The sequence below is a fragment of the Agarivorans sp. 2_MG-2023 genome, assembly GCF_030548085.1.
Taxonomy (GTDB): Bacteria; Pseudomonadota; Gammaproteobacteria; order Enterobacterales; family Celerinatantimonadaceae; genus Agarivorans.
Map to the genome: position 1 here is coordinate 308,464 of NZ_JAUORQ010000004.1, position 26,074 is coordinate 334,537.

Sequence of the window (26,074 nt, forward strand, 5' to 3'; positions counted from 1 at the left end):
TTAGAGATTATTCGCCTTTAAGGGCTGATTTGAATGCATCTGCCATAGCGTTACCAATCTGAGCATCTTCTTTCTTGTTCAGAGTAGCCATTGCTTCTTTCTCGTCCGCTTCGTCTTTAGCACGGATAGAAAGGCTGATTACACGGTTCTTGCGGTCAACACCAACAAACTTAGCTTCAAGTTTATCGCCAACAGAAAGAACAAGTGAAGCGTCTTCAACACGGTCACGGCTAACATCGCCAGCACGTAAGTAACCTTCAACGCCATTTGCTAATTCAATTGTTGCGCCTTTAGCATCAACTTCAGAAACAGTACCGTTAACTAAGGCACCTTTCTTAAGGTCAGCAAGGTAGTTGTTGAACGGGTCTTCAGCAAGCTGTTTAACACCTAGGCTAATACGCTCACGTTCTGCGTCAACTTGTAGTACAACAGCTTCGATTTCGTCGCCTTTCTTAAAGTCGCGAACCGCTTCTTCACCTTGAGCATCCCAAGAGATGTCAGATAGGTGAACAAGACCGTCAATACCGCCGTCAAGGCCGATGAAGATACCGAAGTCAGTGATAGACTTGATCTTACCAGAAACTTTGTCGTTCTTATCGTGAGTGCTAGCGAATAGCTCCCATGGATTAACTTTACACTGTTTCAAACCAAGCGAGATACGACGACGTTCTTCGTCAATATCCAATACCATAACTTCAACAAGATCACCCACGTTAACCACTTTAGATGGGTGGATGTTTTTGTTAGTCCAATCCATTTCAGAAACGTGAACTAGACCTTCAACACCGTCTTCGATCTCAACGAAACAACCGTAGTCAGTAAGATTAGTTACGCGACCTTCTAGACGAGCACCTTCTGGGTAACGGTTAGCAATTGCTACCCATGGATCTTCACCCAGTTGCTTAAGACCTAGAGATACACGAGTGCGCTCACGGTCAAACTTAAGTACTTTAACGTTGATTTCGTCGCCAACATTAACAATTTCGCTTGGGTGCTTAACGCGTTTCCAAGCCATGTCAGTGATGTGTAGTAGACCGTCAACACCGCCAAGATCAACGAATGCACCGTAGTCAGTAAGGTTCTTAACGATACCTTTAACTTCTTGACCTTCTTGAAGGTTCTCAAGAAGTTGATCACGTTCAACACTGTTTTCAGTTTCGATAACAGCACGACGAGATACCACTACGTTGTTACGTTTCTGGTCAAGCTTGATAACTTTAAATTCAAGCTCTTTGCCTTCTAGGTGAGCAGTATCGCGAACAGGGCGAACGTCAACTAGTGAACCAGGCAAGAATGCACGGATGGTGTTAACTTCAACCGTAAAGCCACCTTTAACTTTACCATTGATGATACCAACAACCGTTGCTTGCTCTTCGTAAGCACTCTCAAGTTGGATCCACGCTTCGTGACGTTTAGCTTTCTCGCGAGAAAGAACAGTTTCACCGAAACCATCTTCTACAGCGTCAAGGGCTACGTCTACTTCAGCGCCTACTTCAATTTCTAATTCACCAGCAGCATTTTTAAACTGCTCGGCAGGGATTGCAGATTCTGACTTAAGGCCAGCGTCTACTAGTACCATACCGTTTTCGATACCTACTACAGTACCTTTAACAATAGAACCAGAACGGAATTCCAAATTCTGTAGAGACTCTTCAAAGAGTTGAGCAAAAGATTCAGTCATTTTTTAATTTACACATATAGAAACGTCCACTCAGCAATCCGGCTAAATGGGGTTAATAAAATACACCTATTTCATCCATGTTATAGGTGAGCTAATTCCCAGTGATTACTGGGTTAATTTTTCGTCGATAAACGCTATCGACATTGATACTACTTCATCAATAGAAAGAGAAGTTGAATCAATTACTAACGCATCTTGAGCGGGAACTAAAGGAGCAACCGAACGGTTTCTATCTCGTTGGTCTCGTTCTTCAATTTCGCTCAAAAGGTGGTCAAAACTAACATCAAAGCCTTTATCTTGCAACTGATTATAGCGCCGTTGGGCGCGTTCCGCCGCACTCGCATCCAAAAAAATCTTGGCTGGGGCGTCAACAAAAACAACCGTTCCCATGTCTCTGCCATCGGCAATTAACCCTGGCTCAGCTCTAAATCCACGCTGGCGACGAAGCAATGCTTCTCTTACACGAGGAAAAGCGGCGACTTTAGACGCTGCGTTACCGGCTGTTTCTTGGCGTATCTCAAGCGATACGTCTTCGCCTTCTAAAATAACAACGGTATTACCATCTCGCGCTTCAAAGCGCACATCTAAGTGAGCAGCTAATAGGCTTAACGCATCTTCATTGTCTAGTGCGACTTCATGGTGAATTGCTGCTAAGGCCAAGACTCTATAGATCGCCCCACTATCGAGAAGTTGCCAATTGTAATGCTGGGCAAGTTTTTGGCACAACGTACCTTTACCTGCGCCACTTGGCCCGTCGATGGTTACCACTGGAACGTGTTGAGTCATGAGTCCTCCATAATGTCCAAAAGCATAATGCAAGTTCTCATCTAGCCATATATGAGAACTAAAAATTCGGCCGCATTATACGTGAATAGGCTGCGTTTCGCCTCATTAAATTATTAATAAAAAACAAAATACAGCGAACGCTTATCGCATTTTTGAACAAAAAAGCAGTATATCGTACTGACATACTGCTTTATATCACCCTTGTCTGCTGCTAAGTATCAAGCTGGAAGCTGCACTCCTGAGTCTTTTATACGCGCTAGTTTGTAACGTAAAGTGCGTGGACTTATACCCAGTTTTTCGGCAACATCTTTACGTTTTCCGTGACAGGCTTTGAGTGTTTCTAAAATGATCTGCTGCTCTTGTTGGCGAAGTTCATTGCCAAGAGGTTCGGGAGTTAAACTTTGCTCTTCCAAAATAGGCGCAACACTTAGCGGCTCTAATTGATTTTCTATCACTAAACAGTCGCTATCGATTGTAGACACATTTGCCAAAATCAGCGCTCGTTGCATCACATTATCTAATTCACGCACATTACCCGGCCACGCATGGTTCATCAACTTATGCTGTGCACTTAAACTAAGTTCGTGAGATTTGGTGCTGTGGCGGTTAAGTAAGTGATTAGCTAATGGAAGGATATCGCCCTTACGTTGATTGAGCGGTTGCCACGCTAAAGGAAAAACGTTTAAGCGATAATACAGATCTTCTCTAAATAAGCCTTGGCGAACAATTTCACGCATGTCTCGGTTACTAGTAGCAATAACTCGAACATCCAATTGAATCATTTTCCGACTACCTAAGCGCTCTACTTCTTTCTCTTGTAGCACTCGCAAAAGTTTAGCCTGTAAACCTAAATCCATTTCGCTAATTTCATCAAGTAATATGGTACCGCTCTGCGCTTGTTCAAACTTACCCGGACACGCCTTAATAGCGCCGGTAAAGGCGCCCTTTTCATAACCAAATAACGTAGCCTCAAGCATATTCTCGGGTATTGCCGCACAGTTAATCGCAATGAATGCTTGCTCGCTTCGCGGGGAGCAATCATGGATATAGCGAGATAATACTTCTTTGCCGGCACCACTAGGCCCACTTATTAGAACGGAAGCTTCTGAAGCTGCAACTTTTTGGCTTAGTTTTAGCAGCGCCTCCGTAGAAGGGTCTCCATATATGGGCTCACGCTTTTCTACTTTGATCGAAGGTGCATAGCGCCCTACTTGATTGAGCAGAACTTCAGGAGAAAATGGTTTAGACAGATAATCAATTGCACCATCTCGCATCGCAGACACTGCATCGTCTATTTTTGCGTAGGCTGTCATTAACAATACGGGGGTTTGGGGCCATTTTTGCTTAATATTTTTAAGCAAACTTAAGCCATCCATTCCGCTCATTTGCACATCGCTAACCACCAAATCTACTTGCAGATCATTAAGGCTTAATAACGCTGCTTCAGCACTATCAGCTTGTTCGCATAAGTAACCAGCTAAAGACAAGGTGTCGACTAATGCCTCTCTTAATCCGGCATCGTCTTCTACAATTAAAATCGTTGATTGGCTCATCTTAATGCCCTCCTACAGCAAGGTCTTGGTGCTGCACTTCCGGCAACGGTAATGTCACAACAAAGCGGCTACCAAGTTCAGTGCCAGTGAGTTCGATGGAACCTTGGTGAGCACTCACCACTGATTTGACCACCGCTAGCCCTAAACCTGTTCCATTCTGTTTAGTGGTATAAAAAGGTTCGAATACTTTATGTTGTTGCGCTTTGTCTATTCCGCCTGCTTGATCTTCAACCTCAATCACAACTTCGCTCTCAGAGCTAGTGACTGAAACGGATATAAGTTGATCACTACCACTTAGTTGAGCAGCATTTTCAACTAAGTTCGACAGCGCTGATACTAAAGCGTTAGCATTTACCAACAGCTCGGTATTTGGATTTACAACCGACAAACGCAGCTCTACATTGTGTTGACGAACACAAGCATCTGTTGCGGCTTTAAGTTGCTCAATCAATTGACCAACCGGCACATAGTTAACCACCATTTGTTCGCCACTTTTGGCGAACAACAACATATCGTTTACTTGAGTTTCTAAATCTTCAAGCCTTGCCATCATCTTGGTTTGAAAGCTGTCTCGCGCATTCTCTGACAAAGTTTTATTCGACAGGTTAGAGCCGTACAACATCGCAGCAGACAAAGGGGTTCTAATTTGATGCGCCAACGACGCCACCATGTTCCCTAGCGCAGACATACGCTGTAGTTTGGCAACATTTGCTTGAAGTTGACGAGTATGCGTCATATCGGTAAGAACGATTAGCTGGCCTTGGGTATCTTGTAAAGGCGATAAACTCAGTTTTACTCGCCTACCATCAACTAACGAAAGCTCATGGCCGTCATCAGCTTTAGGAGAGAATAAACGAGGCACCGCGTCTAACCAACGTTGCTGCTCAATGTCCTTACCCAGTAAATTTTTAGCAATAGGGTTGGCGCGCGCGACATAACCTTTATTATCGAGTAGTACTAAACCTGAAGGCATAACATCAAATATCTGAGCAAGGTTATGCTCCGATAAGCTGGTAGGCTGTTGTTGTAAAAGCACTGAAGGCATGAATAAAGCTCCGCGTCATAAAACCGTTAACAGTGCTTACTTAATCAATTTTCATGCCATAAAAAAGGCCATGTATTTCATGGCCTTAAACAAACTAAGTTCGAGACTCTAGATTCAGCTATCTTTGTTCAACCCATACTTGCGCATTTTTTCTACTAACGTCGTTCTGCGCATACCCAGTTGCTCAGCAGCTCTAGCTACAACACCATCTTGTTGTTCGAGTGCTTGACGAATCAAATCAACTTCTAGCTCTGCCAGTAGCTCTTTTAAGTTAACCCCTTCGTCGGGAAGTTGCTGAGCACCACCCCAACCATCATCAAGAGATTCTTCTGGTTCGCCCTCTGGGAACAGGGCTTCTGGGCTTGGATCTGAAAAAACTGACGCATCTTCATCATTAAAAATCGCCAGTAAAGCATCACGTTCCGCTAATTCGGGACTGTAGTTGGGTTCAAATGCTTCTGCATCTATGTGCCTATATTTAGGCGGTAAATCATGTACATCAACAATTTGGTCGGGATGCAAGATAAGTAAACGCTCAACTAGGTTAGATAGTTCGCGAACATTACCTGGCCATTGGTGCTGCATTAGTGATTCAACAGCGCGCTGCGTAAAGCGAACCACAGCCGAATGCTCTTCCTCATGGCGATTAACTAACTCTTGCAGCAATAAAGGAATGTCATCTTGGCGCTCTCGCAACGATGGCATCTCAATAGGGAATACATTTAGTCGATAGTATAAATCTTCACGAAACTTCTCTTGCTCTATCATTCTCTCTAGCTGTCGGTGAGTAGCTGCCACAACTCGCACATTGGCGTTAATTGCTTTGCTCCCCCCTACACGCTCAAATTGGCGCTCTTGCAATACGCGAAGCAACTTAACTTGCATCGGCATTGGCATATCGCCAATTTCATCTAAGAACAACGTGCCGCCTTCAGCTAACTCAAAACGCCCTTTGCGCATAGCAAACGCGCCGGTAAAAGCGCCCTTTTCATGGCCAAACAATTCGCTTTCAAGTAAGTCTGGAGGAATAGCACCACAGTTAATTGGAACAAAAGGCCCGCCGTTTCTTGTGGAATGGTCATGAATTGCTTTTGCAACGACCTCTTTACCTGTGCCTGACTCACCCAAAATCAGTACATTGGCTTCTTTAACAGCTACTTGCTCGATTAAATGACGAACCTCTTGAATAGCAATGCCCTTGCCTATCAAGTTTTGTCTTAAACGTTCACTCTTTGCTGGAGCAATCTTGCCAGGAAGATGAGTAAGGTAAGCATCGCAGTGGTGTAATAACTGAGTTAGCTGCTCATAACTAAACGGTAAATCTAAATGGCCAATAAGATTAGGTAAAGGCTCAACGGTATGCCCCTCTCCTACACTTAAAAAAGGACAAAGTGGATACTTAGCAATCAAACTACCAACATCGGCAATTTGCTTACTAATGAGTACTACGCGGCTAGTGTTTGATACTTCAGTAGCAAAATTTTCGTTATCACAAACGCTAAACTGTTGCCCAATAAACCCCAGTACCGTTTCAAGTTGCTTAGCTCTCTCTGCGTCGTTTTCAAAAACTAAAACACTTTTGGATGCTTGCATCCCTATCCCCTGCAAAAATAAGCTACCTTGCGACATACTTATAGTTAGTTACCCTATAAAATTAATTGTAAACGGGCGTCAAAAAATCGCAAGCAATAAGCGGGAAAACCGACAAAAATATGACGCAACGTAACATTGGATCCTTAACGTATCCTATTTACATGTGACGTAAAGGCCCAAAATTATTCAAACAAGGACTGCACAGCCACCCATTTTACGCTTAGCAAACTAGAACCCAATTAAAGTAAAATTCCAAGTAAGACACTTTCATAAATGGCATAAATCTTGACTAATTTAAACACAACCAAGCAGCCTATCTTGAGTTAGCAGCTCTCGACCGGCTGACAATCTATAAATAAAAATCACGCAATCTACACTTGACCAAGCGGAGTTTGCTAAGCTGAAGCACAACGAAGATATCAAAGGTAAGTCATGCCAATGGAAACTAATAATAAAACCCTCGAATCTAATAGGAAAGTTCACTCACTGCTTTTGAAAAATGGAGATTATCAAAATAGTCCTCATTTCCGACAAGAAAACCAAGATAAAGTAAAAAGAACAATTATATCCCTAATGGAGAAAGCTATTGGAAATAAAAAGCTAATAGATTTTGGATGCGGTACCGGCTTTATCATCAATCTAACGAAAAATTTATTCGATGAAGTTCATGGGGTTGATATAACACAAGAGATGATGGATGAGATCGACACTACAAGCGGTAATATAACATTAACTAATAGTATCGCTGAACACACGCCTTATCCAAATGACGAGTTTCATTTTGCAACAGCCTACTCATTCATGGACCACCTAAGCAGCTATGAAACCTTTCTAAAGGAAGTATTTAGAGTGCTATGTAAAGGAGGTGTGTTTTATTCAGACTTGAATCCGAATAGGAGTTTTATAAACGCGTTAGAACACACTGAATCTAGCACCCAACAAAACAACAAAATTATAACGAGAGAAATCCAAGCAGGGTTACATAATGGAGCATACTATCAAGATAAATATGGTATAGATCCTGAAACCATGGCTGCTGCTGAACCAATAAAATCGTTCCAGAAAGGATTCTCAGAAGAAGAAATACGACAAACCGCTAGGAAAATTGGATTTAGCGAGTGCTATATAGAATATGAATGGTATGTCGACCAAGGCTCTATCATTCATGATCACTCTCCCACACTAGCTGATGAAATCGACCAGTACCTAAAGTCTATTCTCCCATTATCATCTTCACTATATAAATATTTAAAAATTGTACTTATAAAATAGGAAGATAAATGGATATTACGGAAAAATTCAATAATGATGGAATAATCGTTATCCCAGCTGTTTTGTCAAATGAACTCACTGAAAATTTAAAGAGTGAGTTGAGTTCTGCCACAAAGTTTGACTTAGAGAAAAATGGAGATCGTTTTGATAGAGGCATGATTCATAATTGTATGTTACATGGAGAAAGTCTACTAACACTGCTCGATCATCCTTCACTGTATAAATATGTGTCAATTTTATTAGATAAAACTAGTATCGTTTATGCGTATCAGTCTTCAACACTCCCCCCAAAAAGTAAAAACTATGGAAGCAGAGTGCATGTAGATTGTCCAAGATTTATTAAAAACCATATTAGTAACTTAGGTGTTATTTTTCCATTAGATGACTTTACAATAGAAAACGGAGGTACATTCTATCTTCCTGGCTCGCATTTAATTGAATCTCTACCTGATGATGATTATTTCTATAGACATGCCAAACAAGTGACATGCAAGAAAGGCGATATGATAATATTCAACGCACGACTTGCTCATGCGGCGGGAGAAAATAATACTGCCCAAGGCCGCTATGCTTTAACCATCAATTTTTGTCGTTCGTATATGAGACAACGATTTGACTACCCTCGACTCGTTCCAGAAGAATTAATAGGTCAGCTCGGCGATATAGGGAAGCAGTTTTTAGGTATGAATGTACGAGTTCCAACATCTCTAGAGGAATTTTATCTCCCTGAAGAGTTACGACTCTATAAACCTAACCAAGGATAGGGACTAAATCGATATGGATATTGTAATCTATGGAATTGGTGACTTAGCCCTTTTGATAACCAATTACATGAAAACACAAAAAAAGTACAACATTATAGCTTACACTGCGGACTCCAATTACTGCAACCAAGAGGTTATATATAATAAACCCTTAATACCATTTAAAGAATTATCTACCTCATGCCCTTCTTCAAGTACTAAAGTATTACTAGCCATCGGCTATAGAAACATGCGAAACCGAGTAATACTGTTTGAAGAAATAAAGAAGGCTGGCTATTCTATGATAAACTATTTAAGTGCTAAATCGATTATTGATCCGTCATCAAAACTTGGAGAAAATAATATAATTTTCCCAGGAGCAATTATAGAACCATTCTGCGAAATTGGTGATAACAATATATTTTGGTCTGGAACAACTGTATGTCATAACAGCATGATAGGGAATCACAATTTCATAGCCGCTAGATCTGTACTAGGCGGAAAAACACATATGGGGAATAATTGCTTTGTTGGCTTTAACTCGACAATCATTCAAAATATAAACATCGAAAATGAAACATTAATAGGTGCAGGCGCTCTAATAACCAAACCAACGCAGCCATTTACCAAATACATTGGGGTGCCAGGAATAAAAGTTGACACTCACAAATCAACCGGGATATTAATATGAAAAAAATATCTATATTACAATCAAACTATATTCCTTGGCGTGGTTACTTCGAAATAATTTCTCAATCAGATATCTTTGTAGTATACGATACAGTTCAATACACTAAAAACGACTGGAGAAATAGAAATAAAATATTAACAAATAGCGGAGTGCAGTGGTTGACCGTTCCTGTTAAACATAAAAATTTGTCGCAAGAAATAAATTCAATTGAAATAAACAATAAAATATGGAGTAAAAAACACTGGAAAACAATTGAGCAAAATTATAAAAAATCTAATTTCTTCGAAGAATACCATGATAATTTTAAAAACATTTACAACCAAGAATGGAAGTACCTGTCTGACTTGAACATCACGTTAATTAAGGCAGTTAACAAATGCTTAGACATAAAAACAGAGATAGTTAACTCAAGAGACTTAGACATTAAAGTTAGCAATAGTAGAAATCAAAAGCTAATAAATATTTGCAATCATTTTGATGCGAATTTATATATCAGCGGGCCTGCAGCAAAAGATTACCTAGAAGAAAAAGAATTCAAAAGAAACTCGATTGAGATAAAATGGATGGATTATTCAAAATACAAGTCCTATCAACACAAAAGTGAACTTAACTATGAAAACCTTTCAGTATTGGATTTGATATTTAACCTAGGTCCAAATGCAAAGAAACACATAACCTTATAAAAATCTAGAAGTAATATTATCTAATAAAAAACTTTTTAACGGATGATATAACCAACGTAATTTCTGCATCGGTAATATTAAAAAATAAAGGTAGACGAATTAGACGAGAACTCTCAGATGATGTATTTCTATCTTCACCATTAAATCGACCAAACTGAAAACCAGCGTTTGATGAATGTAGAGGAACATAATGGAAAACTGAATTCACATCCATTTCTTTCAAATAGTTCAACATCTCATCTCTAACCTTCTCATTTTTAACTTTTATATAAAAAATATGCCCATTATGTTCACAGCGATCGGGAACAAAAGGTAAATCAATAGAACCATTTTCTTCTAAGCTTTTAAAAGCACTTAAATATGAATCCCAAACATACTTTCTCTTAGCGTTAATGATATCTGCCGACTCTAGCTGAGCGAATAAATAAGCCGCTTGCAAATCAGATAACAAATAACTACTACCAATATCAACCCATGTGTATTTATCTACAACCTGTCTAATAAATTGATTTCTATTAGTACCTTTTTCTCTTATTATTTCTGCTCTTTCATTAAATCTACAATCATTAATTAATAATAACCCGCCTTCTCCTCCACTGGTATAGTTTTTTGTCTCATGAAAGCTGTATGCTCCAAAATGACCTATTGTTCCCAAGGGGCGATCTTTATATCGAGACATCAAACACTGGGCAGCATCCTCAACAACATATAATTTATGACGATCTGCAATATTCATAATACTATCCATTTCGCACGAAATCCCGGCGTAATGGACCACAACTATAGCCTTAGTTTTATCTGTTATGGCCTCTTCGATAAGTAGCTCATTTATATTCATAGTGTCTTTACGTATATCAATAAATACAATGACAGCCCCCCTAAGAACGAAAGCATTGGCTGTGGATACAAATGTATATGAAGGCATAATAACTTCATCGCCAGGCTGAATATTTATAAGAATAGCTGCCATTTCCAACGCTTGTGTGCAACTAGGAGTTAACAATACCTTTTGGCATCCTAGCTTCTTTTCAAACCATGCATGACACTTTTTACCGAATACTCCATCACCAGATATTTTTGAACTACCGATTGAACGACTGATATAGTCGATTTCATTTCCTATAACGGTTGGGCGATTGAATTGAACCAAATGTCCACTCCTTCTGATACTAAAAAAACAAAATAACTAAAACTTAGTCCTGCTCATTAATATTTCACACCACAGTCTATAAGGATAGTTTCAAATGCCGATGGTGCATCAATAATACTCTTGTATTCATCTTTTGCTTGTTGAGATTGCTGCTCATAAAAACTTCGATCATTCTTACAGCTGTATATATATGAAACCATTTCATCATAACTACAAAACGAGAATTTTTCTTGGACCCACCAAGCTACATCACTATACATACGAGCAAGTGTTGCAACGGGGATACCAGCTCCAAGTGCCATTAAAGCCCCAGTCCCTCCTCCAGAACGATCAGGGTTATAAAACAGATCAGTTAGAGCGATTACAGAATAGAGGTCTTTTTGATACTCTAGATATATCGTCTGATTTTCGTATTCATTAAAGTAAAGACTTACTCTACTCTTCGGTGAACCAATAAAAACAACAGCCATATCGTCAAAGTTATCTAGTAACTTTTTTAAACTGTTAAGCCAATCAGTATTGAACTCATCATCAAGACGAGTCCCTACAACAGAAATTAAAAATTTATTATCTGGTAGGTTCAAGTCTGCTCTAGTTAACTCTGAAGATACATGACGTTTGGGATACGAACGCTGTAGATACAATGAACATTTCTCTGATTGATTAACAATGTCGTCTTTTACTGGATGATTGAGATACAAGGGAATTGTATTTATCTGGATAGGTAAACCTGAAGACGTTGGGTGAGTGACCACGGGAAAGGCCCCACAAGACAATTTTGCAAGAGCATCAGCTAACAGATTATTGTCAGATATGGATACAACCAATTCAGGTTTTTCAATCATTAAATTTGAAACAACAGATGCGATTTGTTCTTCACTTTCTAGCTGAGAAAATGGAATATCAACGCCTTGATAGCAAATATGAGAGCTAACACTTTCTGATGAATTGAATTGAATTCCATTTTCTTCAATTACAATTTTGTTTTGAGCTAAATCATACTCTAATACTCGGTTGAACTTTTCACCACCTACAAATATGACAGGAAAATCAGTTGGTAGCATTCCCAAATTTAGAATCGAGACTCGAAATCCCAGATTTACATATTCTCGTGCCATATTTAGACACAGATAAGTGGGTGCATGCTTTGCTGTTAGAAATTGATTAGTTAGTAGAATAATCTTTGGCTTAAAATGGCTTTTTGAAGGCTGCTCTTCCGACATTATAGCCGACCTTATACTCTCTGCTTTTTTTACTTTCTGACTTAGACAAATGTAGTAGTCATTAAATACAGCCTTGTAGGCTTCAGAAAGTTTCTTAAATCGAAAAGCTTCCTCATACCTTAAGCGATTAAGAAAGAAATGCCGAGTCAGTTGCCAATATACAAACCATTTCACATCAAAATCTAATTTAACATGAGATAATGTGTGCACTAATTTATCAATAGCTCCTTCTCGGTCCCCCAACTCCAAGTGTATTGACATTAAGCAGATTAGCCAATGTGGATCATTTTTAGCTAAAGGCTCTAACTCTTGAAGCAACATGTTAAAGATACGATTACTAGACTCACTATCAATCTCGCTATTACGCTCAAGTTCTTGCAGAAACAATGTCAATGCAATTGACATATCCTCTAACGTCTCTGGGGCTTCCCCCTCCGAAAACACTTCTTTCAAAACATTGCTTTGCTTCCAGTCAATATGCTTAATAATCATTCCGTAACCCATAACAATTGAAGAACTTACATTCCTTTGTGAAAATAAACCAAGCAAATAGTATACCAATCATCAATTACCTATCACTTAACATTTTTCGTCAGAACATAGGACAAATGAACGGATTAATCTTGTTTATAAAGAGCTAAGTTAAGCTAAATAGATTGCCATTATTTTGACGCTAGGCATAATGAAATTGAAAAACATTTTTATACCGATACAAATAGTCAAAGCAAAACGACTAGCTTAAAGCCAATATACGCAACAGATTGAAACAGCCGCCAGTATTATTGGCCTATTTTATGCTTTAGACGAATCATATAATAAGAATTAAGGGTGCTTATGTTTGACAACAAATCTATCTTGATTACTGGTGGAACAGGTTCTTTCGGTAAGAAGTATACAAAAACTATCTTAGAACGATATAAGCCCAAGCGCCTAATCATCTATTCTCGTGATGAGTTAAAGCAATATGAAATGCAACAGCAATTCAATGACCCTTGCATGCGCTACTTCATTGGTGATGTTCGTGATAGAGAACGCCTTATTCAGGCCATGAACGGCGTAGATTATGTCATTCACGCAGCGGCTCTAAAGCAAGTTCCCGCCGCTGAATACAATCCTATGGAGTGTATAAAAACGAATATTCATGGCGCTGAAAATGTAATCAAAGCAGCCATAGAAAACAACGTATCTAAAGTTATTGCATTATCTACAGATAAAGCTGCAGCCCCCATCAACTTATATGGAGCGACAAAACTAGCCTCAGATAAGCTTTTCGTGGCGGCAAATAATATGGTTGGCCAAGGCCAAACTCGTTTTGCAGTCGTTCGATATGGCAATGTTGTGGGATCTCGAGGGTCGGTAGTGCCGTTCTTTAAGCAATTAATCGCTAATGGTAATGACCACTTACCGATTACTCATGAAGAAATGACTCGTTTTTGGATTACTTTGCAACAAGGTGTCGACTTTGTTTTGAAAAACTTCAGCCGCATGTACGGCGGCGAAATTTTCATTCCTAAAATACCGTCAGTGAGAATTGTCGACTTAGCAAAAACCTATGCGCCCGATCTCCCTATTAAAATTATTGGTATTCGTCCAGGCGAAAAGCTTCACGAAATAATGTGTCCAGGTGATGACTCCCATCTCACATTGGAGTTTGACGACCATTTTGTTATCTGCCCAAGCATCAAGTTTTATAATGATGAACACAACTACTCTCGGAATCTGATAGACGAGGTAGGTCAACTTGTTAAACAAGGTTTTGAGTACCACTCTGAAACTAACCCTGACTTTTTGGATTCTGAGCAGATTTTGGCTTTCGACGAAATGGCTGAATTATGATCCCTTACGGTAGACAGCAAATATCTCAACAAGACATTGACACTGTTGTAGAAGTATTGGGTTCTGACTACCTTACTCAAGGCCCCAAAGTGCCTGAATTCGAACAGGCTCTATGCACCTATACTGGAGCTAAATATACCTTAGCCACTAATTCGGCTACCAGCGCCCTTCACCTCGCTTGCCGAGCACTCGATGTTAGTGCTGGTGATATCGTTTGGACCAGTCCTATCACTTTTGTGGCATCGGCCAATTGTGCGCTCTACTGTGGAGCAGAAGTTGATTTTGTAGACATAGACTCTAGCAGTTACAACTTATGCCCACTGGCTTTAAAAACCAAATTAGAAAAATCAACTACCACTAACTCACTTCCTAAAGTGGTAATTGTTATTCACATGTGTGGGCAACCCTGTGACATGCAAGCCATATATGCCTTAAGTCAGCAATACGGCTTTCGTATTATTGAAGATGCATCTCATGCCATTGGTGGTACCTATTTAGAACACCCCATTGGCAACTGCCGCTTTAGTGACATTACTGTTTTCAGCTTTCATCCAGTAAAAATCATCACTACAGGAGAAGGCGGCGCAGCACTCACCAACTCACTAGAACTGTCTACAAAGATGGCCTTACTGAGAAGTCATGGTGTCACAAGAGACCCAGCGCTTATGACAAAAGAACCAGATGGTCCTTGGTTCTATCAGCAACTCGATTTAGGCTTTAACTATCGTATTACTGAGTTACAAGGCGCATTAGGTTTGTCGCAACTTAAGCGAGTGGATCAGTGGGTAGCCAAGCGGGCAGAATTGGCCAACCGTTACGATGAGCTATTAACCCCTCTTCCGGTTATTTCACCAAAACAGCATACTAATGGAATATCTGCTAGGCATTTATACGTCATTCAGCTCAGCCAGCCAGAAAAACGACTCGCCGTATTCAACAAAATGCAGGCGGCTGACATTGGTGTGAATGTTCATTACATACCCGTGCATACTCAACCTCATTACCAAGCTTTAGGACACAAGTTGGGTGACTACCCTAACGCCGAGCATTATTATAAAGCAGCTTTGAGTCTGCCGCTATTCCCTGCCTTAACCGATGAAGAACAGAAATTTGTGGTTAGTACTCTGGCAGAGGCTTTGCAATGAGCGCTGTAGCAATAATTCCAGCACGCGGCGGAAGTAAACGTATTCCGAGGAAAAACATTAAGCTTTTTAATGGCAAACCCATTATCGCTTACAGTATAGAAAGCGCATTACAAAGCCAGTGTTTTGATCGTGTTATTGTATCCACTGATGATTCTGAGATAGCCGATATTGCTAAACAATTCGGCGCTGAAGTGCCTTTTGTTAGACCAGCGCACATTGCAAATGACTACGCAACTACGCTTGAGGTTATTCATCATGCTATTTCTACTTTAGTAGTTATCGATTCAGACATTACTGAAGTTTGTTGTATCTACGCGACAGCGCCTTTTGTGACACCCTCTCAATTGTTAGAAGGTAAACAGGTATTAAAACAAAAGGATGCGGACTACTTATTCCCGGTTGCAGCCTACCCTGCACCTATACAACGTGCTTTGCGTCTAGATACAAACGGCTTTGTTTCAATGATGGAACTAGAACATTTGAATAGTCGTAGCCAAGATTTAAATGAAGGGTTTTACGATACCGGTCAATACTACTGGGGAAAAGCCTCGGCCTATTTAAGTAATACTCCAATTTACAGTGAAAAGTCCCTGGGTTTAGTGGTTCCCAAAAATAGCTGTGTAGATATTGATGACATGCAAGACTGGGCCTTAGCTGAGTTTCTATACAATTACCGACAACAACAATGAATATTGTCTTTAGAGTAGACTCGTCAATAATCATTGGTAGCGGCCATGTTTACCGCTGTTTGTCGCTGGCCCACCAGTTAAGAAAAAATGGACACACTATAAGTTTTGCCAGTGCAGAACACCTCGGCAACATTAATTCTGTTATCACTGAGTCTGGTTTCAAACTGTTATTGCTAGCACCTCCAACAGAACACCTTGACCCAAAGGATCCCTCTACTTGGTTAGGTCGACTTTATACTCAAGACGCCAATAATACTCTAGATAAAATAAGTGAAATAGGCCCAGTAGATTTCTTGATCGTAGATCACTATGGCGTAGACAAACGCTGGGAACTGCTTTTACAACCCTATGTAAAACAAATAGTAGTAATTGATGATCTCGCTAATCGCGCCCACCAATGTGACATTCTGCTAGATCAAACCTATGGCAGAACTAACTCTGATTACCGGTCATTGGTGCCCTCTTCTGCTTCCCTATTACTGGGTACACATTACGCATTGCTGAGAGATGAGTTTTTAACTGCCCAAACCACCGTTCAAACTAGGCGCGATAAAAAACAGTCAATTAACTCAATATTATTAAGTTTGGGTGGCACCGACCGCAATAACGTAACTAAGCAATTGATAGAATTATTACAAAGTAGTCCGATTGATAGCTGTACTAAGCTAATTGTAATTGCGGGTCCTAATAATCCCAATTATCAATCGCTGCTAGAAACTAGTCAGCGCTCACGATTCAAACATTGCCAGGTTCTGCGCTCAATATCCAATATGGCGGAAATAATGACCAAAGCCGACCTTGCCATTGGTGCCAGTGGCGCTAGTGCTTGGGAACGCTGCGCTTTAGGTTTGCCAAGCATTAATATTGAGTTGGCTGATAATCAGAAAGAAATATGTCGAATACTCGCTGAAGAAGGAGCGGCTATTTCTTTAGGTTCGCCACAGCAAATCAACGAACACAAACTAACTCAAGCTATACAGCACATTCAATACAATTACCAAAGTATGGCGAATAAAGCGACAGCCTTAGTTGATGCGCAGGGTGCGCGCAGAACAGCGGCAAGTATCATGCAAACATCGTTAACTAATGGGCAGCTAGTTCACCTAAACCTTGTCACCAAGGAAGACTGTGTACAACTCTTTCAATGGCAGCACGAACCAGGCACACGAGAGTACGCAATAAACCCCGCGACTCCTACCGAGCGAGAACACAAGGCATGGTTTTCCCAGCAACTAAGCAATACCGCTTATCATCTTTACATCGTCACCAATGGAGAACAGCCCCAAGGTATGCTGCGGCTTGATAGGCTAACAGAGAGCGATGGTTACGAGATATCTATTCTTACAGCAAGTAACAGTAAGCGACTAGGAGTAGCAAGCGCTGCTTTAAAACTTGCTAGGTCTCTGCTGCCGAATTCCGATTTTTACGCAACTATATTGCCAAAAAACAAAGCTTCTCTATATTTGTTTAAGCAACAGAATTATCAGGCGATTGGCAATAACGTCTTCCTTCAAACAGCCAATGGAAGCTATACATGAACAACAATATTTGTATCGACAATAGACGAATTGGCGTAGACCAACCGCCCTATATTATTGCTGAGATTTCAGCAAATCATAACGGTAACATTAATAACGCTCTTGCACTGATAAAAGCCGCCAAACAGGCAGGGGCTGATGCGGTAAAAATCCAAACGTATCGCGCCGATACTATCACCCTAAAAAGTGATAAACCTGAGTTCAAAATATCTGGTGGGCTTTGGGACGGTAACACCCTCTACCAGCTATACGAATCTGCATACACTCCATGGGAGTGGCATAAAGAGCTATTTGATTATGCAAGGAAACAAGGCATAACTCTCTTTAGCTCGCCGTTTGATAATAGTGCTGTAGACTTGCTCGAAGAGCTAAATGCCCCAGCCTACAAAATAGCATCATTTGAAGCGATAGATCTCCCCCTAATAAAGTATGTAGCGTCAACCGGGAAGCCGATGATTATTTCAACCGGCATGGCAAATGAGCAAGAGATTAGCGAAGCCATAGAAGCAGCTAAGTCTGCTGGCTGTAAGCAATTAGCAATTTTGCATTGCGTTAGCGGTTATCCGGCCCCGGCGTCAGATTATAATTTGCATACGTTAACTGATATGCAGAGTCGGTTTGGCTTAGTGACTGGATTGTCTGACCACACTATAGACAACACTACCGCCATCACCGCTGTCGCATTAGGGGCGGCTATCGTAGAAAAACACGTAACATTAGACCGGCTTGGCGGCGGCCCCGACGATAGCTTCTCTATTGAGCCTAAGGAATTATCTCAGCTATGTCAGTCAGCGGGTACAGCATGGTCTGCAATGGGTCTGGTATCTTACTCTCAAGCGTCAAGTGAGCAACAAAACATACAGTTTAGGCGCTCCCTATACACAACTAAATCCATAAAAAAAGGTGATGTTTTATCTACCAATAACATTGGAAGTGTAAGACCAGGATATGGCTTAGCCCCCAAATGGCTAGACGAGGTATTAGGTAGCAAGGCCAAAATAGATATAGACTTTGCAACGCCATTATCTTGGGAGTTAATAAGCAAAACTAGCACTTAGCTGACGTATATACTTGTTAAAATAAATAAAGCTTTTAGTATTAAGATTATAATTTTTGAAAGGACAGAAATAATGAATAACGAAGAGTTCTCGAAACTTATGGCCGACACAGCCGAAGATGCCATTAGTTTTATCGAAAGCACTGGTAGCCCTCGTCCAGACTATTCATTAGGTAGCCTCACCCAAGTAGATCAGCTAATCAAAACACTCAGCGAGCAACATTTAGATGAAAAAGAGATGTTTACCTATTCATATATGTTAGGCGCTTATGTTGGAGAGGTGTATAAAAAAGAAGCTGGTGGCGAATGGCTATTTATCGAAGAAACCGAAGAAGAACCTCCTCAAACATTCTTTAAGAATGAAGAGCGTTCAATAGCCTTCCCGGGGAAAATCTACCACGCACTTTTTGGTCAAGAAGAAACGATCTCAGAGTACATAGAACAATTACTAGAATCTTAAAAATTGGGGTTAAACATCACCGTTTAACCCCAATTATTTAACCCGTTTTTGCTGCTTCTTTTCTTTTTTTAAGAATATCAAGTGCAGGCATTGAATCAAAATCATTATCTGGCACAGGCCGAGGCGTTTGGTCGAACTCACCAAAGTCGCTGAGCACTTTATCCCGCATTTCGGTTATATATTCTATCCATATTGCTTTACCTTCATTGAAGCGCTGCATACATAACTCTTCATCATCAGCCGAATAAGCTAAGCGGGTTAAATAGGTTAAACAAAAAGAAGCACTCCCCCGCATTAAGTAAAAGAATAGAGATTTAGGGTCTGCCGCAGAACCTTTAACTAATTTAACTTGACGATCTAATATATCAAGTACAGCTTCCCAGCTATCAGCATCATTACGTACTATATCAAGCAACTGGTTACAGTGCTCTTCAATATGTTTATCTGAGTAGGTATTGTCGAATACATCAACTAACTGAGATGTGTCTTCTCTATAAGCGCCTAACTTTATACGCTGTTTTAACGCGGATTTATCAATTTCATCACCTGTTAGAAGCACCTGCTCGAGAGCTAGTGGAGCGGCTCCCTCAATTAGCGCCCCATTCGAAGTGTTATAAACTTCGGCATCATCATACTCAGCTATGGATTTACCTAATATTTCTGCAGAGTACTTAAATTCATGCTTAGTAAATACATAATCTTCAAAATTACCAGGCACTCTTAAACCCGTACCATGTGCACTATAATCATAAAGCTCTTTACCATCTTCTTTAGCGTTATAGTATGCAGAGTGCCGACTATGGTGACGACTGGGGTCTACAAAACCAAGATCCACACCAAATAGATATATTTGTCTAAACCCAATGCGCAGAGCATAAGATAATGCACAATTTGATACTGTAGGATAAGAGTAAAGGATACTATCGAATTCTTGCACTTCTTCAGCAATTTCAAGAAAACTCAGTGACCCAGCTTCTCCCGTTTTCAAACAATATAGCGTTTCACCAAACATGTCTGATACTTCGGGGTGTAGGCCGTTTACAGTAATCATATCTATTTGTTTAAGCCAATCAGGATCTGGAACTTGGCATACCCAATGAAGAGTAGCTCTAGTTTGTTCAACTTCTGCATGAAAGTCTGGCTTAATACCTAGCTGATAAAGTGCTTTTAAACTCGTACCAACTGAAATAATAATCGCCTTACCTTGGTGCTGACGAATCACATCCGCACTGCTATCTAAAGAGGGTCCATTTCCGATAATAAATACAGGAATGTTGGCTAATTCGTCACGCAGCACCTGCGGTTTGTTTTTTAACATATAGCGACTGTTGCGCAATAGAGAGTCACGAGTATGGTTTAAGTTATAGAAAGCATGATCGAAGAACTCACTAATGTTTAATAGGACCTTGAATTGGTCTCGTGTTAAACGAATATTTTTATCCATTGCATGCTGAAAATAACTTACATAAAAGAACGTATACGAGAGAATATGAATACCGTAGCTCTGTAAGCGCATATGAATATCATCAAACATATGCGTGCCATCATCGCCAATATTGAGATAAAGTTTAGTACCTTGCTCATCAGAAGCCTGTAGGATTTTACTCCAGTCTATCGTGGATAATGATGCATAGAAAAAATCTATATTCGGCTCATAAAGTATAAAATTATCTACAATATGGGAGTTTAGCAACTTCTCTACTTGATAACCCAAAGAGCAACCATACATGATAAATGACGGTAATTTATGCGGTAATTTACTGTGTTTTGATTCTGGAATTGATTGAACCAAATTTTTAAGTTGAGCTGATTTATCATAATGAATAAATGGACTTGGCTTATGAAATGTTTGCCTAGCGTCGAGAGGGTCAATTCTAGGATTGGCTGAATAGTGTTCGAAATACTTAAGGCTTGAATCTCGTAGTTCCTCACTACTAGACATTACTCCTTGCTCTAAATCAAACAGGTTAAACTGTCCATCTCCTGTACTAACTAACTGCCACCTTACGGCTTTATAATCAACAGCAAAAGCGTATATGTCAGGAAAATACTTACGAAACGCCACTAAATTGTTTGAAAAGTGGTTATCTAAAAGCTTACTATTCTTTTCCTCTATATGAGTCGCCACCTGAGAGTTTTCTAAATAGTAAAAGCTCAAAGAATGGCTAAATTCAAAACTACTTTCTTCTTCTAGGTTGGCACTTTGCTCTATCAGTTCGTGAGAAAAAGCATCTAATCCTAAAGCTAAATGATATTCAAAACAATTAAAGACAGCATAATCATAATGCCGATAAATATGGAATTTCGTTAGCCCATGTTCTTTTTTCCAGTCACTTATCGCTTGTATAGCGTCTGCACCTTTTACCCCCGAAACAATATTTAATTTAATATCATTAGCAGAAACATGCCCCAACATTTCTCGCCACTCAGCACTAAGCAAAGAAACATATAATAAATCTACCTCAGGTTCAATTAAAAGTATTCTCTTCCAAGGAGCTAAGCTGGCTAACTGCTTTAAATGCAAACCTAGGCCACAACCCAAAATAACAAGATTTTCACTGTTTTCATCTATTGCTTGGTAAGCAATGTTACCTTGTGGCAACAGAGAGTTTAACGTAGCGCCTTGCTGTTGAATAACACTCAACAAAGGGGTATCTACAGAGCTATCATAAACCAGAGCCTGTTGGCTAAAGTGTGTAACTTGCTGAGAGACCTGTCTTTCAGGAATGAGGTTATAAAGAGCTCTCCCTTTTGCAATGCTCATTACATTTAAACGACGAGAAGTTGTAACAAAAGGGGAATATTTAACAGAGTGATGTTCAGAGAGTGTTTTTGCTAAGCCAAGATCAAAGCTAGCAAACGCCTCTAAGTTACGCGCAAAGCGCCTCTGTATCAAAGGGGCTAATTGAGCTTCATGTTGTTGTTGAATAGGCTCATCGGTGGATGTCTGAAAATCAATATTCTTTAGCATTACGATTCCTAAGTTGTCGCCTAAAGATTCTTAAAATAGGCGCCCACGACTTTCTGACCACGCTTTAAAGAGCCAAGAGTAGTTTTTATGTCTAAGCGTTGTTCTTTAAAGTAACTGTAGATCGCTTGAACTTTCTCGGAGTATTCATTGAGAAGAACCAGATCATCCGCTGAAAAAACCCTAGAGTCAGAGCCTTCAAATATGTCTTTAACAATAGCATGATGTTCTGTAAGGCTGCTCTCTACTTGCTTAAGATCAACCGAATCTCCGTCTAAAGCTTCACGGAGCGCAAGTAAAGATAAACTAGCTTTAGCTAGTTGCTTATTGAGGTGAGAGTTAGACGTACTCATCTTACTTCTGTTGGTAGGCTTCTTGCTTTGCTGACTCTGGTATTTGGTCCCAAGCAGACTTAATTGGAAGGAAAATATCAATCACTTCAGCAACTAATTCTGCTTTATTAGAAACAGACGCTTCTGATAAAAGCTCTAACATATAACTATACAAATCATTTAAGTTATCAGCAATATCACCGCCACGTTCGTGATCTAAAGTGTCTCGAAGCGAAGTAATAATAGAGGTAGCTTTACCAATTGGCTTGCCTTTATTTGCTAAGTCATTGCGCTCTAAACACCCTTTAGCAACAGCTAAGTTTTGTAGAGCCGTTTGCATCAATATCTGAGTGACTCCATGAGGATCTGCAGTTGCTATTTGGTCTTTAACACCTACTTGGCGATATTGATTAATGCCTTTTTGATACATATGTCACTTCCATTATTTATTCAACTGCGCTAGTTGTCCTGTAATATAAGACATTTGGCTATTTAGGTCACCCATGGCAACATCAAAAGCAGTATATTTGGCACGTAGTGTTTTCTCATAAGAAGCCATTCGCTCTTCAAAATCCAACTTTTGATGTTCGTAATCTCGTATCTGACTTTTTACTGACTCCTCTCGAGAAGCAAGCACACCATCAGATTTCTCATAACTTGCGACTATCGCAGAAAAAGACTCCGAGATACCACCAGACATAGCAAAAACCTCGCCAACTCCGTCCATATTGTTAGCTAGGTTCTCTTTAAATTTAGTCTCGTCCAATTTAAGCATGCCGTCATTGTCCATTTCAACACCTATACCATAAAGTGTTTTCATGCCTGGAGGGGCATCATCGTAGCCATTACTGGCGATTCGACCTAATGAGTAACGCAGTGAGCGAAACATAGCATCGCCACTTAATTCTTTACGAGAAGAGGATCCATCATCACCTTCAACTACCGTTTCAGGCTTAGAGTACTTATCAATTTCTGATATAACCTTGTTATAAGCGTCAACAAAGGCTTTCATATTCTCAATTGCTTTTTCTTCACTGGGCGCAATACCTACAGAGACAGCAGATCCTGTCACTTTTTTGACATCGATACTTACGCCAGATACCACGTTACTGAAATTGTTAGTGCTGCTGGTTGCTTCAATTCCGTCAATGGTAATTTTCGCGGACGATGCGTCAATCACACTCATTTTTCCACCAGCATTGGTAAAATTATCAAGTTCAGGGTTAGAGCCAGTATTTGTTACCGTTAGAGTATTACCATCTCCAGTTTCTTCTGAAGATATCGCTAGGCGAATCTCTGAACCAGTATCAATAAGGTTGGCACTGACCCCAAAGTTATCTTCCGCATCATTTATTTTTTCTCTTAACTGCTTAAGAGTTGTCCCGGCTTCAACATCTAAGACAAAACTTTCACCGTTAGCCGTAGCAAAAGTCATTTGTCCCGCAGTAGTAGACACCACATCGTTTTCGCTTGAATACAGTGGGGTTCCGCCATTTGCTGTAGAGTCAATGGATGTAAGAGAGGAGCCTCCTGCAAGTTGCTGAACTTCAATTGAATAATTACCGTTTGTGGCACCTTCGTCCAAATCAACAATAATTGATTCATTGCCTTCAGATTCACCTGTAGTAGCAACCCTAGGAATAAAGGTTGATTGTTCTTTAGCTTTTTCGAGAATACTAAGAAAGGAACTTAAAGCAGATTTAACAGAACCGACCGCAGACAAAGTAACATCTAAGGTGGCTTTAGTTTTCTCCAAACGAGCATCTTTACCAGCGCGTTCAGCATTAATAGATACTTCAATAAGTGCTTCTAAATCTAATCCGCTACCAATACCCGCCGCTGTTATTCCTGTCATAATATTTTACTCGTATATTAGTTACACCAATTGATCTACAAATAAGCCAGTTGTTTGGCCAATGGCATCTTGAAACTTTTTCAACCGTTCTTCCAATTGACGATACTCTTCTGTAGGAATTTCACGAATGAGCTCGTCAGTGCTTCTATTTAGCACCGATGTGAAGAACTGACCATCTCGTTCATCTACTACAAACTTTACATCCCTGTCTTGTACCTCAAGTAACTGGTTTAGAGAGGCAACTACGTCATCTATTTGAGTCTTATCCTCATCTTGACGTTTCTCTTGCTCAGCTTCTTGTTGTGCTTTTACCTTTTGTTGCTCTTTTTGAAGCGATATTTGTGCCACTTCCATCTTGTCAGCAGCACTTAAGTTGGGCTCCTGATTTGCAGGTTGACCGGATGTAGCTGTCGAGGTGGATATTGAACTTACACTGTTATCCATATTCCAGACTCCTTAAACAAAGCAAGCCACACTTATACAGTATAAGTGTGGCTGCGTCTTTCTTCACTATTTTTGCCGATTAAACTAGAGCTAACGCAGCCTGTGGGCGTTGGTTTGCTTGAGCAAGAATCGAAGTACTGGTTTGCTGTAGAATCTGAGCCTTAGTTAGGTCTGCAGTTTCTTTCGCAAAATCTGTGTCTTTAATTCGCGAACGAGCACCAGAAATATTCTCTGAGATGTTAGACAAGTTACGAATTGTAGATTGGAAGCGGTTTTGAACCGCACCTAAACTCGCTCGCTCTGAATCTACTGCTTTAATCGCTGAATCAATGCTTGCCATAGCCGCACTAGCTGCTGCTGCTGTGCCTACACTTGCTCCAGTAATACCTAAACCAGCTTGCGAAATAGTTTGGCCAATTGATACAAGAATATTCTCACCGGCATTAGCTCCAACTAGGAAGTTTGAGCTATATGAACCGTCTAAAAGAGCAGTTCCACCAAACTTAGTTGTTGTACCAACTCGGCTAATCTCAGCTTTAAGTTGACTAACTTCAGCGTTAAGCGCGGCGCGGTCATCACTGTTGTTAATACCATCTTGCGACTGAACGGCTAAAGTCCGCATACGTTGAAGCATGTTAGTCACTTCATCCATAGCACCCTCAGCTGTTTGCGCAACCGAAATACCATCTTGAGCATTCATCACAGCGCGATCAAGACCTTGGATCTGTGAAGTCATGCGGTTAGAGATTTGTAGACCAGCTGCATCATCTTTTGCACTGTTAATTCGAAAACCAGAGCTTAGACGTTGATAAGCAGTATCTAACATACCACCAGAACTAGATAACTGACGTTGTGCGTTCAATGACGACACATTGGTGTTGACAACTAATGCCATAATTTGAGCCTCCTAAGAAATCGCTCATCCTGATTGAACTGTGTCAGGACGATCAAAACCATCTGTTAGTTGTTGAACCCCTGGTTAATGAACCGAAAACCAAGACAACTTAGAAATGGACTAAAGTTTTAATAACTTCATATTAGTTAGCGGCAAGCCTAGGAAAAGCTTTAGGGAAAAAGAGGAAAAAACGGAAATAATTTGCCGCTTTTGCGGCAAGCCTTGCTATCAAAGGCTTTGTAACGGAAAATAACACTGTGTGAACCAGACTAAAGATAGAGTTTTTAACTAAAAGTTTAATTATTTGATGCCAATTATCTGTCACTAAAACTTGGCACAAGCATTGCTTTATTATTCGTGCAGTCTGAACCGCTGCGAAAAAAGGTCAAGTGAGTATACATCACTTGACCGTATCGCTCGAAACGATAGGAGATT

General features: G+C 40.2%; 23 protein-coding genes. 10 read left to right on the forward strand and 13 right to left on the reverse strand.

Annotation, left to right across the window (positions count from 1 at the left end; all coding sequences use genetic code 11):
- Positions 1–7: 7 nt before the first annotated feature.
- The 5 genes from rpsA to Q4549_RS08460 form a co-directional block, all read right to left on the reverse strand.
- A complete protein-coding gene (rpsA, locus tag Q4549_RS08440) occupies positions 8–1,681 on the reverse strand; it encodes a 30S ribosomal protein S1 (protein ID WP_137675042.1) in 1,674 nt (557 codons plus the stop codon).
- 105 nt (positions 1,682–1,786) lie between these two features.
- Entirely contained in the window at positions 1,787–2,467 is a 681-nt protein-coding gene (gene cmk, locus Q4549_RS08445; protein ID WP_303512592.1) for a (d)CMP kinase, read from the reverse strand.
- 218 nt (positions 2,468–2,685) lie between these two features.
- Complete coding sequence (locus tag Q4549_RS08450; protein WP_303550657.1) at positions 2,686–4,020, reverse strand: sigma-54 dependent transcriptional regulator; 1,335 nt, start codon at positions 4,018–4,020, stop codon at positions 2,686–2,688.
- Between the two features lies 1 nt (position 4,021).
- The gene (locus Q4549_RS08455) at positions 4,022–5,065 is read right to left on the reverse strand and encodes a PAS domain-containing sensor histidine kinase (RefSeq protein WP_303550654.1); all 1,044 of its coding nucleotides are present in this window, start codon (positions 5,063–5,065) and stop codon (positions 4,022–4,024) included.
- A 114-nt stretch (positions 5,066–5,179) separates the two neighbouring features.
- The gene (locus Q4549_RS08460; RefSeq protein ID WP_303550651.1) at positions 5,180–6,658 is read right to left on the reverse strand and encodes a sigma-54 dependent transcriptional regulator; all 1,479 of its coding nucleotides are present in this window, start codon (positions 6,656–6,658) and stop codon (positions 5,180–5,182) included.
- Between the two features lie 438 nt (positions 6,659–7,096).
- Between Q4549_RS08460 and Q4549_RS08465 the strand changes: the two genes are divergently transcribed.
- From Q4549_RS08465 to Q4549_RS08480, 4 genes are read left to right on the forward strand one after another with little or no spacing between them, the layout of a single operon-like run.
- Entirely contained in the window at positions 7,097–7,930 is an 834-nt protein-coding gene (locus Q4549_RS08465; RefSeq protein ID WP_303550648.1) for a class I SAM-dependent methyltransferase, read from the forward strand.
- Positions 7,931–7,938: 8 nt separating this feature from the next.
- Positions 7,939–8,694: a phytanoyl-CoA dioxygenase family protein gene (locus tag Q4549_RS08470; RefSeq protein ID WP_303550645.1), complete on the forward strand. Its 756-nt coding sequence runs from the start codon at positions 7,939–7,941 to the stop codon at positions 8,692–8,694.
- 13 nt (positions 8,695–8,707) lie between these two features.
- Positions 8,708–9,364, forward strand: coding sequence for an acetyltransferase (locus tag Q4549_RS08475; protein ID WP_303550642.1), 657 nt, complete (start codon positions 8,708–8,710; stop codon positions 9,362–9,364).
- Entirely contained in the window at positions 9,361–10,047 is a 687-nt protein-coding gene (locus tag Q4549_RS08480) for a WbqC family protein (protein WP_303550639.1), read from the forward strand. Before Q4549_RS08475 ends, Q4549_RS08480 begins: the two co-directional genes overlap by 4 nt.
- A 16-nt stretch (positions 10,048–10,063) precedes the next feature.
- Here the strand turns inward: Q4549_RS08480 and rffA are convergent, their stop codons facing one another.
- Both rffA and Q4549_RS08490 read right to left on the reverse strand, forming a co-directional pair.
- Complete coding sequence (gene rffA, locus Q4549_RS08485; RefSeq protein ID WP_303550636.1) at positions 10,064–11,197, reverse strand: dTDP-4-amino-4,6-dideoxygalactose transaminase; 1,134 nt, start codon at positions 11,195–11,197, stop codon at positions 10,064–10,066.
- Between the two features lie 56 nt (positions 11,198–11,253).
- Complete coding sequence (locus Q4549_RS08490) at positions 11,254–12,912, reverse strand: hypothetical protein (protein WP_303550634.1); 1,659 nt, start codon at positions 12,910–12,912, stop codon at positions 11,254–11,256.
- 342 nt (positions 12,913–13,254) lie between these two features.
- Here Q4549_RS08490 and pseB point away from each other — a divergent pair, with 342 nt between their 5' ends.
- The 6 genes from pseB (at position 13,255) to Q4549_RS08520 (ending at position 19,145) form a co-directional block, all read left to right on the forward strand.
- Positions 13,255–14,256, forward strand: a complete 1,002-nt coding sequence (pseB, locus tag Q4549_RS08495) for a UDP-N-acetylglucosamine 4,6-dehydratase (inverting) (RefSeq protein WP_303512571.1) — start codon at positions 13,255–13,257, stop codon at positions 14,254–14,256.
- Complete coding sequence (pseC, locus tag Q4549_RS08500) at positions 14,253–15,401, forward strand: UDP-4-amino-4,6-dideoxy-N-acetyl-beta-L-altrosamine transaminase (RefSeq protein ID WP_303550632.1); 1,149 nt, start codon at positions 14,253–14,255, stop codon at positions 15,399–15,401. Before pseB ends, pseC begins: the two co-directional genes overlap by 4 nt.
- Positions 15,398–16,090: a pseudaminic acid cytidylyltransferase gene (gene pseF, locus Q4549_RS08505; protein ID WP_303550629.1), complete on the forward strand. Its 693-nt coding sequence runs from the start codon at positions 15,398–15,400 to the stop codon at positions 16,088–16,090. Before pseC ends, pseF begins: the two co-directional genes overlap by 4 nt.
- Positions 16,087–17,628, forward strand: coding sequence for a UDP-2,4-diacetamido-2,4,6-trideoxy-beta-L-altropyranose hydrolase (pseG, locus tag Q4549_RS08510; RefSeq protein ID WP_303550626.1), 1,542 nt, complete (start codon positions 16,087–16,089; stop codon positions 17,626–17,628). The genes pseF and pseG overlap by 4 nt, the downstream gene beginning before the upstream one ends.
- The gene (pseI, locus tag Q4549_RS08515; protein WP_303550623.1) at positions 17,625–18,686 is read left to right on the forward strand and encodes a pseudaminic acid synthase; all 1,062 of its coding nucleotides are present in this window, start codon (positions 17,625–17,627) and stop codon (positions 18,684–18,686) included. Before pseG ends, pseI begins: the two co-directional genes overlap by 4 nt.
- 72 nt (positions 18,687–18,758) lie before the next feature.
- Entirely contained in the window at positions 18,759–19,145 is a 387-nt protein-coding gene (locus Q4549_RS08520; RefSeq protein ID WP_303512557.1) for a hypothetical protein, read from the forward strand.
- 37 nt (positions 19,146–19,182) lie between these two features.
- Here the strand turns inward: Q4549_RS08520 and Q4549_RS08525 are convergent, their stop codons facing one another.
- From Q4549_RS08525 to Q4549_RS08550, 6 genes are all read right to left on the reverse strand, one after another.
- Positions 19,183–22,116, reverse strand: coding sequence for a 6-hydroxymethylpterin diphosphokinase MptE-like protein (locus Q4549_RS08525; RefSeq protein WP_303550620.1), 2,934 nt, complete (start codon positions 22,114–22,116; stop codon positions 19,183–19,185).
- Positions 22,117–22,136: 20 nt separating this feature from the next.
- Complete coding sequence (locus Q4549_RS08530; RefSeq protein ID WP_303550617.1) at positions 22,137–22,466, reverse strand: hypothetical protein; 330 nt, start codon at positions 22,464–22,466, stop codon at positions 22,137–22,139.
- Position 22,467: 1 nt separating this feature from the next.
- The gene (gene fliS, locus Q4549_RS08535) at positions 22,468–22,875 is read right to left on the reverse strand and encodes a flagellar export chaperone FliS (RefSeq protein WP_303550614.1); all 408 of its coding nucleotides are present in this window, start codon (positions 22,873–22,875) and stop codon (positions 22,468–22,470) included.
- A 12-nt stretch (positions 22,876–22,887) separates the two neighbouring features.
- Entirely contained in the window at positions 22,888–24,300 is a 1,413-nt protein-coding gene (fliD, locus tag Q4549_RS08540; protein WP_303550611.1) for a flagellar filament capping protein FliD, read from the reverse strand.
- A gap of 21 nt (positions 24,301–24,321) precedes the next feature.
- A complete protein-coding gene (locus Q4549_RS08545; protein WP_303550608.1) occupies positions 24,322–24,744 on the reverse strand; it encodes a flagellar protein FlaG in 423 nt (140 codons plus the stop codon).
- Between the two features lie 79 nt (positions 24,745–24,823).
- Positions 24,824–25,639, reverse strand: coding sequence for a flagellin (locus tag Q4549_RS08550; RefSeq protein ID WP_303550605.1), 816 nt, complete (start codon positions 25,637–25,639; stop codon positions 24,824–24,826).
- Positions 25,640–26,074: the final 435 nt, after the last annotated feature.